This is a genomic window from Caballeronia ptereochthonis (genome assembly GCF_001545075.1).
In the GTDB taxonomy this organism is placed as follows: Bacteria; Pseudomonadota; Gammaproteobacteria; order Burkholderiales; family Burkholderiaceae; genus Caballeronia; species Caballeronia ptereochthonis.
In genome coordinates this window covers 30,823-46,351 of the sequence record NZ_FCOB02000035.1, presented here as the reverse complement: position 1 = coordinate 46,351, position 15,529 = coordinate 30,823, and the positions used below count along the sequence as shown (strand labels likewise).

The window sequence follows — 15,529 nt, the reverse complement described above, 5'->3', positions numbered from 1 at the left end:
AACCGCACGAAGGCGCGGCGCACCATCCGCAGGCGGCCGCGCACGCGCGCGGTGCTCGCCAGCTGGAACGCCGACCGGGCCAGGAAACGAACACGCACACCCGCCGCTGCGCCCGCGTGTGCCGGAATCCCGCGCCCGCTCTCGCTCTTCGCCGCATCGCGCATAAACATGCATTTCATTGGCATGATGCTTGCAATTTTGCGGGCCGTTGCCTGCTCATTAACGAGCGCGCTCGCACACGGAACCCCGCAATGTCCAACCTGATCGCTTCGCTCAAGAGCGGCAACTGGCGCTCGCTTCTCGCCTGCTTCCTTTACTTCGATACGGGTTTCACCGTCTGGGTGCTGTACGGGCCGCTCGCGCCGTTCATCGGCCGCGACGTGATCATGTCCGCCGCGCAGCAAGGCTTCCTCGTCGCGGTGCCGGTGCTGGCCGCGGCCATCCTGCGCGTCACGCTGGGCAATCTCTATCAGTCGACCGACGGCCGCCGCGTCGCGCTGATGGGCGTCTTACTCTCGTCGATTCCGTCGATCGTGCTGCCGCTCGCGCCCGGCGTGCCGTCGTATGCGCTGCTGCTCGTGCTCGGCGTGTTCCTCGGCATGGGCGGCGCGAGCTTCGCCGTCGCGCTGCCGATGGCGGGTAGCAACTATCCGCCGAAGGTCCAGGGGCTCGTGCTCGGTCTCGCCGCCGCGGGCAACATCGGCGCGGTGCTCGACGGCTTCCTGTTCCCGCATCTGGCCGACGCCTTCGGCTGGAAGATGTCGACCGCAGCCGCCCTGCCGCTGCTCGCGATTACCGCGGTCGCGCTGTACGCATGGGCGTCGGATGCCGGCGAGAAGACGGGCAGCACGATGCGCGCGCTGTCGAGCTTCGCGGTCACGCTCCTGAGTCTGATCGTGCTGGTGCTCGCGGTGAACGCCGGCGTGTTCGGCGGCGGAAAGGCCGGCGTGCTGCTCCTGCCGGTGATCGGCGCGCTCATCGCGATCGCCGTGCTGCCGCATCGCTATCGCTCGGTGCTCGGCGAGCGCGATACGTGGGCGATCATGCTGATCTACAGCATTACCTTTGGCGGCTTCGTCGGCATGTCGTCGTATGTGACGCTGCTGCTCACGTCGCTCTATCAGATGCCCAAGCTCGAAGCGGGCCTCTTCATGTCGCTGCTCGCGTTCCTCGGCGCGATCGTGCGTCCGTTCGGCGGCTATGTCGCCGATCGCGTGACGGGCGTGCGCGCGCTGCTGGTGCTGCTCGCCGCGATTGCCGTCGGCGACTTCACGTTCGCGATCTGGATGCCGCCGGTTGCCGGCGGTCTCGCGATCCTGATCTGCCTCTACATCGCGTTTGGTCTCGGCAACGGCTCGACGTTCCAGCTCGTGCCGCATCGCTGGAAGGGCAGGACGGGACTGCTCTCGGGAATCGTGGGTGCGGCGGGCGGCATCGGCGGGTTCTATCTGCCGGTGATCATGGGCATCGCGAAGGAAAGCACGGGCAGCTATCAGATGGGCTTCGCGACCTTCGGCGTGCTGGCGACCTGCGCGTTCGGCGCGTTGTTCCTGCTGCGCGGTCAGTGGCTGCGCTGGTCGTCGACGGCGGCGCAAGGACGTGAAAGCGTCGCGATCGGCGGAGCCCACGCGATGGAGTAAGTGTCTGCCGGGCGGCGGCTTCGGCGCGCCGCCCAAGCGCTTCAGACCCCCGCCGTATCCCGCTGATCCAGCGCCGCCTCGCCCGCATCGGAGTCGCCCGCGCGCTGCTGCTGCAACATCCACATCTGCGCAAACAACCCGCCCGCGCTCAACAGATCCGCGAACGTGCCGCGCTCCACGATGCGTCCATGATCCATCACGATGATCTGTTGCGCATGCACGACCGTCGACAGCCGGTGCGCGATGATGAGCGTCGTGCGCTCGCGCGCGATCGAATCGAGCTCGTGCTGGATCGCGCGTTCGGATTTCGAATCGAGCGCGGACGTGGCTTCGTCGAAGATCAGGATCGGCGGATTCTTGAGGAGCGTGCGCGCGATCGCGACGCGCTGCTTCTCGCCGCCCGAGAGCTTCAGCCCGCGCTCGCCGACCGGCGTGTCGTAACCCTGCGGCAATGCCTCGATGAAGTCGTGGATATGCGCCGCGCGCGCCGCCGCGATCACTTCCTCGCGGCTCGCGGACGGGCGTCCATACGCGATGTTGTAGTAGATCGAATCGTTGAAGAGCACGGTGTCCTGCGGCACGATGCCGATCGCCGCGCGCAACGAATCCTGCGTGACGTCGCGGATGTCCTGTCCGTCGATGCTGATGCCTCCGCCCTGCGCGCGATCGAGATCGTAAAAGCGGAAGAGCAGACGCCCGAGCGTCGATTTGCCCGAGCCGCTGTGTCCGACCACCGCTGTCGTCGTGCCCGCCGGAATCGTGAAATCGACGCCGTGCAGAATGGGCCTCGCCTTCTCGTACGAGAAGCTCACGTTCTCGAAGCGCACCTCCCCGCCGCGCACCGCGAGCGGCTGGGCGTTCGGCGCATCGGGCACTTCCCGGCCCGCGGAAAGCAGGGTGAACATGCGATCCATGTCGGTCAGCGCCTGCTTGAGCTCGCGATACACCACGCCGAGGAAATTCAGCGGAATGTAGAGCTGCAGCATGAACGTGTTGATGAGCACGAGATCGCCGAGCGTGAGGCGCCCGGCCATCACGCCCTGCGTCGCGCGCCACAGAATGAACACCAGCCCGATGCCGATGATCGTCTGCTGCCCGAAGTTGAGCAGCGACAGCGAGCGTTGCGACTTGATCGCGGCCGTGCGATAGCGCTGGAGGTTCTCGTCGTAGCGGCGCGTCTCCCATTCCTCGTTGCCGAAGTACTTGACGGTCTCGTAGTTGAGCAGCGAATCGATCGCGCGCGAGTTCGCCTTCGAATCGAGATCGTTCATCGTGCGGCGGAAATGCGTGCGCCACTCGGTCACCTTCACCGTGAACACGATGTACGTGACGAGCGCGACGAGCGTGACGAGCGCGTAATACGCCTCGTATTTCGTCACGAAGAACGCGAGCACGAGCCCGACTTCGACGAGCGTCGGCAGGATGCTGTAGAGCGAATAGGAAACGAGTTGCTGGATGCCGCGCGTGCCGCGCTCGATGTCGCGCGACATGCCGCCCGTCTGCCGTTCCAGATGAAAGCGCAGCGACAGCGAGTGCAGATGCCTGAACACCTGCAGGGCGAGTTGCCGCACGGCGCTTTCGGTCACCTTCGCGAAAAGCAGCTCGCGCAACTCCGTGAAGAGCGAGGTGGAAAGCCGCGCGGCCGCGTAAGCGATCACGAGCAGCCCGATGCCGCCGATCAGCACGATGCCCGGCGCGTCGTGCGCGCGTCCGAGCGCGGTGAGATGCTGCACGGACGCGAGGCTGTCGACGATGCGCTTCATCACGATCGGAACGCCGAGGTTCGCGACCTTCGCGCCGATCAGGCACGACAGCGCGAACGCGACGCGCCATTTGTACGTCGTGAGGTAAGGCAGCAGCGAGCGGATCGTCTGCCAGTCGTTGCGCGGGCCCTGGGGCGCTGGCCCGGGCTCTCTGTTGGGGAAGCGGCGCATGAGTTCGTATCGTTCGGGCGCGTCGCGCGAGCGGGCTCAAGCGCGGCGTCGGCGTTGCAGGGGACGCGTATGTCGTCGAGCGGGAGCACGTCTGTGGCATGCTTTCCCGTACAATTTGCTGCAAGCCCCGGCGTCATCGAGGTCATTGCCTCGCGCCCACGGGGTCATCCATAAATAGGCATTGTCGCAGAAGGTTCAAGGGGCCGCTTGCGCCCGCGAGCCTTCCAGCCGCTCTGCCAAACCGGAATCCCTGCCATGACGGATCAATCCAGACTCCCCCAGAAGCCGGTCGCGCTGCGCGTCGTGCCGCAGCCCGCCGACGCCAACGTCCACGGCGACGTCTTCGGCGGATGGATCATGGCGCAGGTCGACATCGCCGGCTCCATTCCGGCGAGCCGCCGCGCGAACGGCCGCGTCGCGACTGTCGCGGTGAACTCGTTCCTCTTCAAGCATCCCGTGTTCGTCGGCGATTTGCTGAGCTTTTACGCCGATATCGTGAAAACGGGGAATACGTCCGTCACGGTGTCGGTCGAGGTCTATGCGCAGCGCATGAACCTCGCCGAAGAAGTCGTCAAGGTGACGGAGGCGACGCTCACCTACGTCGCGACCGACCGCGACCGGCGTCCGCGCGTGCTGCCGTCGCTCGACTAAAAAGCGCAATCAGTGGGGCAACACGCCCTGCTGCAAAAGACCCGGAATCGCGTCGTGCGGCATCGGGCGCGAGAAGAGATAGCCTTGCATCTCGTCGCAGTCGCGTTCGCGCAGGAATTCGTGCTGCGCAGACGTTTCGACGCCTTCCGCGATCACCTGCAATTCCAGCGAATGCGCGAGCGCGATGATCGCCGACGTGATGGTTTCGTCGTCGCTCGACTCGCCGATGTCGGCGACGAACGAGCGGTCGATCTTCAGCCGATGCACCGGAAAGCGCTTGAGGTAGGACAGGCTCGAGTAGCCGGTGCCGAAGTCGTCGATCGCAATGCCGATGCCGAGCGCCGATAGCTCCGAGAGCATCGTGATCGCTTCCTCGGCGTTGCGCATGATCGCGCTCTCGGTGAGTTCGAGCTCGAGATAGCGCGGCTCGAGTCCGGTTTCTTCCAGCACCGACGTGACGAGCCGCGCGATGTCGCGCTGCTGGAAGTGCCGCGCAGACAGGTTCACCGAGACGCGCGCGGGCGGCAGCCCGGCATCCTGCCAGGCCTTGTTCTGCCGGCACGCCTCGCGCAGCACCCATTCCGACAGCGGCCCGATCAGGCCGCTCTCCTCCGCGACCGGAATGAAAGACGCCGGCGATACCAGCCCCTGCTCCGGATCGTGCCAGCGCACGAGCGCCTCGATGCCGACGATCGCGCGCGTCGTCATGTCCACCTGCGGCTGATAGTGCAGCAGGAACTCGCCGTCGCGCAGCGCGCGCCGCAGGCGCCGTTCGAGATTCATGCGCGCGCCGACGCTCGCGTTCATCTCCGGCTGGTAGAACTGATACGTGTTGCGGCCCATGTCCTTCGCGCGATACATCGCGAGATCGGCCTTCTTCATGACGGTTTCGGCGTCGTCCCCGTCCTGCGGATAGAGGCTCGCGCCCATGCTGCAGCCGACGTACAGCTCAGTGTCGTCGATCCACACCGGCTCCGAGATCGCGGCGCGCGTGCGCTCCATCCACGCGATCAGGCCGGCTTCGTCGGTCAGGTCGGGCAGCACGATCACGAACTCGTCGCCGCCGTGGCGCGCGACCGTGTCGCTCGATCGCGCCGAGCGCGCCAGACGCTCCGCGATCACCGCGAGCAGCCGGTCGCCGACGCTGTGTCCGAGGCTGTCGTTGACGTTCTTGAAGCCGTCGAGATCCATGAACACGACGGCGATCTTCGTCTCGCGCCGCCGCGCCTGCTCGATCGCGTGCTGAAGCCGGTCGCGCAGCAGATTGCGGTTCGGCAGGCGCGTGAGCGTGTCGTAATTCGCCTGATATTCGAGCTCTTCCTGATAGCGCATCAGATCGGTCACGTCGTTGATGATGCCGATGTGGTGCGTCGTCAGTCCCTGCGCATTCGGCACGGGCGCGACGAAGAGCTGGTTCCAGAAAAGCGCGCCGTCCTTGCGGTAGTTGCGCACCACGACGCTCGCCTCCAGGTTCGCGTCGAGCGCGCGGCGGATCGCGGCGAGTCCGTCCTGATCGCCGTCCGGGCCGTGCAGGAAGCGGCAGTCCTGTCCGATCACTTCGCTCGGGTCGTAACCGGTGATGCGCTTGAACGCCGGGTTCGCATACTCGATGACGTTCGCGCCATCGACGACGCCCGTGATCAGAATGGCGTTCACGCTCGCGTCGAGCGCGCGGCTTTGCAGGCGCAGCGCGAGCTCGGCGCGCTTGCGATCCGTGACGTCGTGATACGAGCCGAGCACGCCGATGGGCTGCCCTTCGCCGTCGAGCAGCGGCAGCTTGCTCGTGACGATGGTGTGCAGCTGGCCGCCCATCACGATGTCGCGTTCGTAGTGCATCTTCGGCACGGTCGTCACGATGACCTCCTCGTCGTCGGCGCGCACGACGTCCGCCTGCGCGCCCCACGGCAATTCGTAGTCGGTCTTGCCGATCACCTGCTCGTTGTACGCGAGGCCCGCATCGCGCGCGAAAGCGTTGTTGCAGCCCAGATAGCGCAACTCGCGGTCCTTCCAGAACACGCGCTGCGGAATGTTGTCGATCACCGTCTCGAGCATCTCGTTCGAGCGGCGCGCCTCCGCCTCCGCGTTGATGCGGTCGGTCACGTCGTTCGCCAGCATGAAGATGCCCGGGCGATTCGAATACGTGAGCGCGTGATGCGACACATCGGCGCTGACGATCGACCCGTCCTTGCGGCGATAGCGCCACACGCCCGCCGAGCCTTGCCCCGGCGCCGCGCGCTCGCCCGTCTCGCCGCCGCTGCGCGCAAGCCGCGCGGCGAAGCTGTCGAAGTCGTCGGCGTAGTGCAGATCGCACAGCGTCATGCCCATGAACTCCGGCTCGTCGAAGCCGAAATGCTCGCGCGCGGCCGGATTCACGGCGATGAAGCGCATGGTCTCGCGATCGACGATCCACATCGGCACCGGATGCGCCTCGAACATGCCGCGAAAGCGCTCGTTGCTGCGCTGCCTCGCCCGCACGATGCCGAGCTTCTCGCGCGACTGCCGCTCGCGACTCGCGAACAGCCAGATGAGCACGCCGCTGCCGGCGAGCATCGTGAAGGCGAGCAGCAGCATCGCGCCGCTCGATGCCTGTGCCGACTGATCGAGCGCGACGAGCGTCGCTTCGTCGATGCGCGAGCGCACTGCTGACAGCGCGTCGTCGACCGCTTGCTGGTCTTCGCCGAGCGTGACGAACGCGGCGTCGGCCCATGCGCGGGATTCGTCGGGACCCGCGTCGCGCGCGCGTTCGAACGCGTGATTGCCGTCGCGGCGCATCACGGCGGCGCGGGCCGCCAGCGCTTCGAATGCGCCGGTCATGCCGGGCGCCATCGCGATCTGCGCGCGCAGGCCGCTTTCGAGCGCGTCGAGATGGGCTTCGCGCTCCTGATGCCTCGCCCCGGTTTCGACGATGCCCGTCGCTTCGAAGCGGCTCAGTTGCGTGAGCGATTCGCCGAGCGTGCCGCGCCAGGCCACGAGATCGTGCAAGAGACTCATGGAGCGCAGCGTGCGCGCGTCGCTTTCGCGCAGATCGCCGATTCGTTCGCACGCGACGAAGGCGTTGGCGCCGAGCGCGGCCAGCACTACGGCGATGTTGACGAGCAAACCCCTGGAGAGGAATCGAATCATGAGCGGCGGGCGTAATCCTTTGGTGCGCGTCGGAAGCGCATCGAGAAGACGCGCGCCCACGCGAATGCGCGACGTGGAAAGCGTCCACGTCGCGATTGATGGATAACGTCCAATAACGGCATCGATGGCCCGGGGTTTAGGGGCCGCCGTCAAATAATCCGATTAAAGCGCCCGCTTAACGTTTGCGGGGCTTCGACCCTTACTCGGCGAGGCCGAACTCGCGCATCGCGGGCAGGAAGTCGTGGTTGACCTTGTCCGTGTTACGCGAGAGTTTCGCGAGCGCATAACGCTGGAAGCGGTCGAGCTTTGCCCAGCGCGAGAGGCTCGGTGCGCTCAGGCCGCATAGACTGCTCTGGCGGATCACGGTCTCGGGCACGGCGTCGGCGTGCGCCCAGACAGGATCGGGGTCGCGCTCGATCCTCCCGGGCGCGGCGTTCCCGTGGGTTTTCATCATCTCTTCGAGCGCGAGATCGAAGTTCTTCTCGAGGTCGGCATCGTCCTCGACCGGAAAGCGCGCAAGCAGCACGCGATCGTCGTAGGGAAGCTGCTGCCATTGATCGAGCGTGATGCGCATGCCGAAACGATCGAGATTGAAGCGCACGGCAAGCGGAATGAAGGTCAGATTGTCAGAGGATTCGACTTCGAATCCGAAGAGACGGGCGGCGTCGTAGAGTCCCATAACGAAAGCCTCGTTGGATTGAGGGGGCTGCGCGGCGCGCATCGCCACCTTAAGTTATTGTAGGGCCTTGGATCTGGCGGGAACCATTGCAATCAAGCCGCTGACCGCGTGTTCGCGATCAGCAAGAATACGCAGCAAGCTACGTACCCGACTTTACTCGAAACAGGCGCTCAGGAGCAGCAAAGTGAATCAACTCGAAACCGACGATCAGCCCGGCTTCGTCGAGCGCCTGGTGCGCAGGCATCGCAGGAGCGAAAGCGCGGTCGTCGCGGACAACGTGGGCCAGGAATGGCCCGTCGCACTCGTTTTCAACGGCATTTCGCACGCTGTGATGATGTGCACGCCGCGCGATCTCGAAGCGTTCGCCGTGGGCTTCTCGCTGACCGAGGGCATCGTCGAGCGCGGCAGCGATATCCACGACATCGAGGTTTACTTTCGCGATGACGGCGTCGTATTGCCGCATGCCGAGGTGCATCTGCAGGTCGTGCAGCAGGCGTTCGCATCGCTCAAGGACAAGCGCCGCGCGCTCGCGGGACGCACCGGCTGCGGCGTGTGCGGCATCGAGAGCATCGAATTGCTCGATCTTCAGCCCGAGCGCGTGCCCGACACCGGCTTTCTCGCGCGCCTCGCGCCCGATGCGATCGAACGCGCCGCGCGCGAATTGCCGGCGCATCAGCAATTGACGAAGCTGACGGGGGGTTTGCACGCCGCCGCCTGGTGCGACGAAACCGGCGCGGTGCGTCACGCATTCGAGGATGTCGGGCGGCATAACGCGCTCGACAAGCTCATCGGTCAGCTGATCCTGCGGCGCGAGGACACGACGCAAGGCTTCGTGTTCCTGTCGAGCCGCGCGAGCTATGAGCTCGTGCGCAAGTCGGCGCGCGTCGGCGTGCCGATGATCGCGACCATTTCCGCGCCGACGTCGCTCGCCATCGCGATCGCGAAGCAGGCGGGCTTGCGGCTCGTCAGCTTCGCGCGCGAGAACAGCTTTGTCGAATACGACGTCGACTGACGCTTCTTACTCGAACTTGCTGAAGTCGGGCTTGCGCTTCTCGAAGAAGGCCTGAAACGCTTCGCGCGCCTCGGGGGCAACCAGCATCCGCGCGAAGTGCACGGCTTCGTCTTCCATGCGCAACGACACCTCGTTCGCCTGCGCGCCCTTCAACAGCCCTTTCGTCACGCGCAGCGACGAGGCCGGCAGCAGCGCCAGCCGTTTCGCCCTCTCGAATGCATAGGCGTCGAGTTCGCCCGCATCGATCGCGCCGTTCACGAAGCCCATGCCGATTGCTTCGTTCACGTCAAACGCCTCGCCCAGCAGGAGCTTTTCCGCCGCGCGCTGATAGCCCGCCGTGCGCGGCAGCAAGAGACTCGACGCCGCCTCCGGGCACAAGCCGAGCTGTGCGAACGGCAGCGAAAATTTCGCGTTCGGGCTCGCGTAGACGATGTCGCAGTGCAGGAGCATCGTCGTGCCGATGCCCACCGCCGCACCCGTGACGGCCGCCACGATCGGCTTCGGAAAGCCGCTGATCCGCCGCAGGAACTGGAACACGGGCGCGTCGAGTCCCTTGGGTGGATCGTTCAGGAAGTCGTCGAGATCGTTACCCGCGCTGAACGTGCTGCCGTTGGCGCGAATCAGCACGGCGCGCACGGTCGGGTCCATCTCGGCTTCGTAAAGGCCGTCGGCCATTTCCTGATACATCGCCGCCGTGATCGCGTTCTTCTTCTCCGGACGATTGAGCACGATGCTCAGGACGCCGTCCGCGCGTTCGATCTGAATCTCCATCCGCTGTCTCCTTCATGCCGGTCCGCGAGCGATGACACCCGCGGACCATCCGCGATCAAAGCCGTTCGATGATGCCCGCTGCGCCCATGCCGGTGCCGACGCACATCGTCACCATGCCGTACTTCAGGTTGCGCCGCCGCAGGCCGTGCACGACCGTCGACGCGCGAATCGCGCCCGTGGCGCCAAGCGGATGGCCGAGCGCGATCGCACCGCCGAGCGGATTGACCTTCGATGCATCGAGGCCGAGATCGCCGATTACCGCGAGCGCCTGCGCCGCAAAAGCCTCGTTCAGCTCGATCCAGTCGATGTCGTCCTGCTTCAAGCCTGCCGCCTTCAGCGCGGCCGGAATCGCTTCCTTCGGCCCGATGCCCATGATCTCCGGCGGCACGCCGCGCACCGCGAAGCTCACGAAGCGCGCGAGCGGCGTCAGGTTGAACTGTTTGAGCACCTTCTCCGACACGACGATCAGCGCGCCCGCGCCGTCCGAAGTCTGCGAGCTGTTGCCCGCCGTGACCGAGCCTTTGTTCGCGAACACCGGGCGCAGCTTGGCCAGACCTTCGATCGACGTATCCGCGCGCGGGCCTTCGTCGAGCGCGATTTCGCGCGCGTTCACGCGCACTTCGCCGGTCGCGAGATCGGGAAAGCGCTCATTCAGCGTATAAGCGGCGATTTCATCGGCGAACTCACCCGCCTGTTGCGCCGCCAGCGCCTTGCGATGCGACTCGACCGCGAACGCGTCCTGCGCCTCGCGGCTCACTTTCCAGCGCTCCGCGACTTTCTCCGCCGTCAGACCCATGCCATACGCGATGCCGACGTCTTCATTGCGATCGAAGATATGCGGCGACAGCGACGGCTTGTTGCCCATCATCGGCACCATGCTCATCGACTCGCAGCCGCCGGCGATCATCGCTTCGGCTTCGCCGACGCGGATGCGGTCCGCCGCCATCGCGAGCGTGGTCAGGCCCGACGCGCAGAAGCGGTTCACCGTGACGCCGCCGACGGTATTCGGCAAGCCGGACAGCAACGCGCCCATGCGCGCGACGTTCAGCCCCTGCTCGGCTTCGGGAATCGCACAGCCGACGATGGCGTCCTCGATCACGCTCGTGTCGAGACCCGGCACTTGCGCGACGGCCGATCTGATCGCGTGAACGAGCAGTTCGTCCGGGCGCGTGTTCCTGAACACGCCGCGCGGCGCCTTGCCGATCGGCGTGCGGCTCGCGGCGACGATATATGCGTCTTGCAGTTGTTTGCTCATGTGTGTGTCAACTCCAATGTGTCGCGCGCTTCAGTTGCGAACCGGCTTGCCGGTCTGCAACATGCCCATGATTCGCTCTTGCGTCTTCTGCGTGCCGAGCAGTTCGACGAACGCGCGGCGCTCGAGCGCCAGCAGCCATTCCTCGTCGACGAGACTGCCCGCTTCGACGTCGCCGCCGCATACCGCCTCCGCGATGCGGCTCGCGATCAGATAATCGTGATCGCTGATGAAGCGCCCGTCGCGCATGTTCACTAGCGAGGCCTTGATCGTCGAGATCGCCGAGCGGCCCGCGACCGGCACCTGCTTCACGCGCAGCGGCGGACGATAGCCCGATGCGGCCAGCGCGCGCGCTTCGTTCTTCGCGATGTCGAGCAGCTCGTGCACGTTGAAGACGATCGTGTCGGACGGCTTCAGATAGCCCATCGCGCGGGCATCGAACGCGGAGGAGGAAACCTTCGCCATTGCCGCGTTCTCGAAGGACTTCTGCAGGAACTTGAGCAGATCGCTCGTCGCGTTGACGGCGCCCGCGGCTTCGGCCGCGCGCAGCGCCGCCTCCTTCAGACCGCCGCCCGCCGGCACGAGACCCACGCCGACTTCGACGAGGCCGATATAGCTCTCGACATGCGCGACGCGCTTCGCCGAATGCAGCAGCAACTCGCAGCCGCCGCCGAGCGCGATGCCCGACACCGCCGACACCACCGGCACGTTCGCGTATTTCACGCGCAGCATGCCTTGCTGGAACTTCTTCACGAACGGCTCGATGCCCTTCGCGCCGCCCATCATGAAAGCGGGCATGGCTTCCTCGAGATTCGCGCCCGCCGAGAACGGGCCGCCCGGCGCGCCGAGCTGCAGCGACGTCGGCTGCCAGATCACGACGCCGCGGTATGCCTTCTCGGCGAGTTCGATGGCTTGGGCGAGCCCGTCGATCACGCCCAGGCCGATGGTGTTCAGCTTCGTCTTGAACGAGACGATGACGACATCGCCATCCTCCTGATCGAGCCAGGCGCGCACGCTATCGGTTTCGAAGAGCGTCTTGCCGTAGGTCTTCGGATCGGCGCCGGTCTCGCCGATGAGCGGCGCGCGGAACACCTGCTTCCCGTAGACGGGCAGCGTCGAGCGCGGCACGAAGCGGCGTTCGCCCGGCGACCACGACCCTTCGTCGGTATGCACGCCGTTTTTGTCGGCGACCGGTCCATCGAGCACCCACGCGGGCAGCGGCGCGTTCGAAAGCGCCTTGCCCGCATCGATATCTTCCTGCACCCACTTCGCGATCTGCTGCCAGCCCGCCGCCTGCCAGCTTTCGAACGGCCCCTGATTCCAGCCGAAGCCCCAGCGGATCGCGAGATCGACATCGCGCGCGTTGTCCGCGATCGACTCCAGATGCACGGCGATGTAGTGGAACACGTCGCGGAAGATCGCCCAGAGGAATTGCGCCTGCTTGTTGTCGGTTTCGCGCAAGAGCTTGAAGCGCTCGGCGGGCGGACGCTTCAGGATGCGGCCGATGATCTCGTCGGCCTTTGCGCCGCCGTCGACGTACTGTGCGGTCTTCGGGTCGAGCACCTTGATCGCCTTACCTTCCTTGCGATAGAAGCCCGCGCCGGTCTTCTGGCCCAGCGCGCCGCTTTTCACCAGCGCTTCGAGCACCGGCGGCGTCTTGTAGACGGAAAAGAACGGGTCGTCGGGCAGGTTGTCCTGCATCGTTTTGATGACGTGCGCCATCGTGTCGAGACCGACGACGTCCGCCGTGCGGAAGGTCGCGGACTTGGCGCGGCCGAGGCGCGCACCGGTGAGGTCGTCGACTTCGTCGAAGCGCAGACCGAACTTCTCGGCCTCGGCGATGACGGCGAGAATCGAGAACACGCCGACGCGGTTGGCGATGAAGTTCGGCGTGTCCTTCGCGCGCACGACGCCCTTGCCGATCACGCTCGTCAGGAACGTTTCGAGCTGATCGAGGATTTCCGGCGCAGTCGTCGCGGTCGGAATCAGCTCGACCAGATGCATGTAGCGCGGCGGATTGAAGAAGTGCACGCCGCAGAAGCGCGCTTTCAGTTCATCCGAGAAACCGTTCGACAGCTCCGTGATGGAAAGGCCGGACGTATTGCTCGCGAAGATCGCGTGCGGCGCGATGTGCGGCGACACTTTCTTGTAGAGATCGTGCTTCCAGTCCATGCGCTCGGCGATGGCTTCGATCACGAGATCGCAATCGGCGAGTTGGGCGATGTCGTCGTCATAGTTTGCGGGCTCGATGTACTGCGCGTCGTCCTTTACGCCTAGCGGCGCGGGCGACAGCTTCTTCAGATTCTCGATGGCCTTCATCGCAATGCCGTTCTTCGGGCCTTCCTTCGCGGGAAGATCGAAGAGCACGACGGGCACGCGGGCGTTGATCAGATGCGCGGCGATCTGCGCGCCCATCACGCCCGCGCCGAGCACGGCGACTTTGCGAATGTTGAGGGTGCTCACGGGTTTGCCTCCAGGGTTCAATTTCTAGACTTTGCTTGCGGCGGTTGTGGTTGGTTCTTTCGCGGGCGCTTCTGTTGGATCCCGTTTTCGTGTCGGTCTGTTGGCGTTGCCCCTGTGCGGGGCGGCAACGCTAACAGACCGACACCAAAACGGGATCCGGCAAAAAACCCAAACGCCCCCGACAAAAAAACAATCAGAAAAGCGCTTCGTCGTAATCCATCATCGGCTTGGCACCAGCCCGAGCCGCCCGAATCGTCGAAGCGGTCTCAGGCAGCAACTTGGCGAAGTAAAACCGCGCGGTAGCGAGCTTGGCCTTGTAAAAGGCATCTCCAGAATCCGCGTTATCCAACGCCACCCGCGCCATCCGCGCCCAGAAGTACGAGAACACCAGATGCCCGACAGTACGCAAATAAGGCACGGCCGCAGCGCCGACTTCATCGGGATTCTGCATGGCCTTCATGCCGATCTCCATCGTGAGCTTCTGCACCTTCTCGCCGATATCCGCAAGCGGATTGATGAACTCCTGCATCTCCGGCTTCACGCCCTCTTCCTCAATGAAATCCTTCACGAGCTTGCCGAAGCGGTTGAGCTTCGCGCCCATGTCGCCGAGGATCTTGCGGCCGAGCAGATCGAGCGCCTGAATGGAATTGGTGCCCTCGTAGATCATGTTGATGCGCGCATCGCGGACGTATTGCTCCATGCCCCATTCGGAGATGAAGCCGTGGCCGCCGTAGATCTGCATCGCCATGTTGGTGCCTTCGAAAGCGTTGTCCGTCAGGAACGCCTTGATGACCGGCGTGAGCAACGCCACGAAATCGCCGGCTTCGCGGCGCACGGCTTCGTCCGCATGCGAAAGCTCCTTGTCGATGTTGAGCGCCGCCCAGTAGGTGAACGCGCGGCCCGCTTCGGCATACGCCTTCTGCGTGAGCAGCATGCGGCGCACGTCCGGATGCACGATGATCGGATCAGCAGGCTTGTCCGGCGCCTTCGGGCCCGTGAGCGAGCGCATCTGCAGGCGCTCCTTCGCATACACGAGCGAGTTCTGATACGCCACCTCGGTCAGGCCCAGACCCTGCATGCCGACACCGAGGCGCGCCGCGTTCATCATCACGAACATCGCGTTCAAGCCCTTGTTCGCCTCGCCGACGAGCCAGCCCTTCGCACCGTCGAGATTCATCACGCAGGTCGCGTTGCCGTGGATGCCCATCTTGTGCTCGATCGAGCCGCACTTGACGCCGTTGCGCTCGCCGGGCGCGCCGCTCGCGTCGGGCACGAACTTCGGCACGATGAAGAGCGAAATGCCCTTGGTGCCCATCGGCGCGCCCGGCAGACGCGCGAGCACGAGATGGACGATGTTCTCGGCCATGTCGTGCTCGCCGCTCGAAATGAAGATCTTCGTGCCGGTGAGCGCGTACGAGCCATCGGGATTCGGCTCGGCCTTCGTGCGCAGAATGCCGAGGTCCGTTCCGCAATGCGGTTCGGTGAGGCACATCGTGCCGGTCCACTCGCCCGAAACGAGCTTCGGCAGATACGTCGACTGCTGCTCCGGCGTGCCGTGCGCATGCAGGCATTCGTACGCGCCGTGCGACAGGCCGGGGTACATCGTCCAGGCCTGATTCGCGGAGTTGAGCATCTCGTAGAGCGCGTTGTTGACGAACGCGGGCAAGCCCTGGCCGCCGAACTCGGGATCGCAGCCGAGTGCCGGCCAGCCCGCCTCGACGTACTGGCGGTACGCTTCCCTGAAGCCGGCGGGCGTCTTCACGACGCCGTCGCCCTCGTAAATGCAGCCTTCGCGGTCGCCGCTCCGGTTGAGCGGAAACACGACTTCCGAGCAGAATTTGCCGGCCTCCTCGAGCACCTGATTGATGGTCTCCGCGTCGAGGTCGGCATGCTTCGGCATGCTCTTCAGTTCAGCTTCGACGTTCAGCAGTTCGTGCAGCACGAACTGCATGTCGCGAAGGGGGGCGGCGTACTGTCCCATGAGTCTCTCCAGTTTCTTCAAGC

10 protein-coding genes are annotated in these 15,529 nt (G+C 65.2%); 3 read left to right on the top strand and 7 right to left on the bottom strand.

Annotated elements, in window-relative coordinates:
- The first annotated feature begins 251 nt into the window (after positions 1–251).
- Entirely contained in the window at positions 252–1,640 is a 1,389-nt protein-coding gene (locus AWB83_RS29100) for an MFS transporter (protein WP_087049090.1), read from the top strand.
- Positions 1,641–1,681: 41 nt separating this feature from the next.
- Here AWB83_RS29100 and AWB83_RS29095 read toward each other — a convergent pair whose 3' ends face one another.
- The gene (locus AWB83_RS29095) at positions 1,682–3,574 is read right to left on the bottom strand and encodes an ABCB family ABC transporter ATP-binding protein/permease (RefSeq protein WP_087049089.1); all 1,893 of its coding nucleotides are present in this window, start codon (positions 3,572–3,574) and stop codon (positions 1,682–1,684) included.
- Between the two features lie 255 nt (positions 3,575–3,829).
- On the opposite strand from AWB83_RS29095, the gene AWB83_RS29090 reads away from it, so the two are divergent.
- On the top strand, positions 3,830–4,225 hold the full coding sequence (locus tag AWB83_RS29090; RefSeq protein WP_087049088.1) for an acyl-CoA thioesterase: 396 nt from the start codon (positions 3,830–3,832) through the stop codon (positions 4,223–4,225).
- 9 nt (positions 4,226–4,234) lie between these two features.
- Here AWB83_RS29090 and AWB83_RS29085 read toward each other — a convergent pair whose 3' ends face one another.
- Together AWB83_RS29085 and AWB83_RS29080 are read right to left on the bottom strand one after the other, a co-directional pair.
- Positions 4,235–7,348, bottom strand: coding sequence for a sensor domain-containing protein (locus AWB83_RS29085; protein WP_087049117.1), 3,114 nt, complete (start codon positions 7,346–7,348; stop codon positions 4,235–4,237).
- 199 nt (positions 7,349–7,547) lie between these two features.
- The gene (locus tag AWB83_RS29080; protein ID WP_087049087.1) at positions 7,548–8,027 is read right to left on the bottom strand and encodes a nitrate reductase associated protein; all 480 of its coding nucleotides are present in this window, start codon (positions 8,025–8,027) and stop codon (positions 7,548–7,550) included.
- 184 nt (positions 8,028–8,211) lie between these two features.
- On the opposite strand from AWB83_RS29080, the gene fdhD reads away from it, so the two are divergent.
- A complete protein-coding gene (gene fdhD / locus AWB83_RS29075) occupies positions 8,212–9,039 on the top strand; it encodes a formate dehydrogenase accessory sulfurtransferase FdhD (RefSeq protein WP_087049086.1) in 828 nt (275 codons plus the stop codon).
- A gap of 6 nt (positions 9,040–9,045) precedes the next feature.
- On the opposite strand, the gene AWB83_RS29070 is transcribed toward fdhD, so the two are convergent.
- The 4 genes from AWB83_RS29070 to AWB83_RS29055 all read right to left on the bottom strand — a co-directional run bounded on the left by AWB83_RS29070 (position 9,046) and on the right by AWB83_RS29055 (position 15,506).
- Entirely contained in the window at positions 9,046–9,810 is a 765-nt protein-coding gene (locus tag AWB83_RS29070; protein WP_087049085.1) for an enoyl-CoA hydratase, read from the bottom strand.
- Positions 9,811–9,865: 55 nt separating this feature from the next.
- Complete coding sequence (locus tag AWB83_RS29065; RefSeq protein WP_087049084.1) at positions 9,866–11,065, bottom strand: acetyl-CoA C-acyltransferase; 1,200 nt, start codon at positions 11,063–11,065, stop codon at positions 9,866–9,868.
- 30 nt (positions 11,066–11,095) lie between these two features.
- Positions 11,096–13,525 (bottom strand): 3-hydroxyacyl-CoA dehydrogenase/enoyl-CoA hydratase family protein, encoded by a 2,430-nt coding sequence (locus AWB83_RS29060; protein ID WP_087049083.1) that lies wholly within the window; start codon positions 13,523–13,525, stop codon positions 11,096–11,098.
- Between the two features lie 193 nt (positions 13,526–13,718).
- Positions 13,719–15,506, bottom strand: coding sequence for an acyl-CoA dehydrogenase C-terminal domain-containing protein (locus tag AWB83_RS29055; protein WP_087049116.1), 1,788 nt, complete (start codon positions 15,504–15,506; stop codon positions 13,719–13,721).
- Between the last annotated feature and the right edge of the window lie 23 nt (positions 15,507–15,529).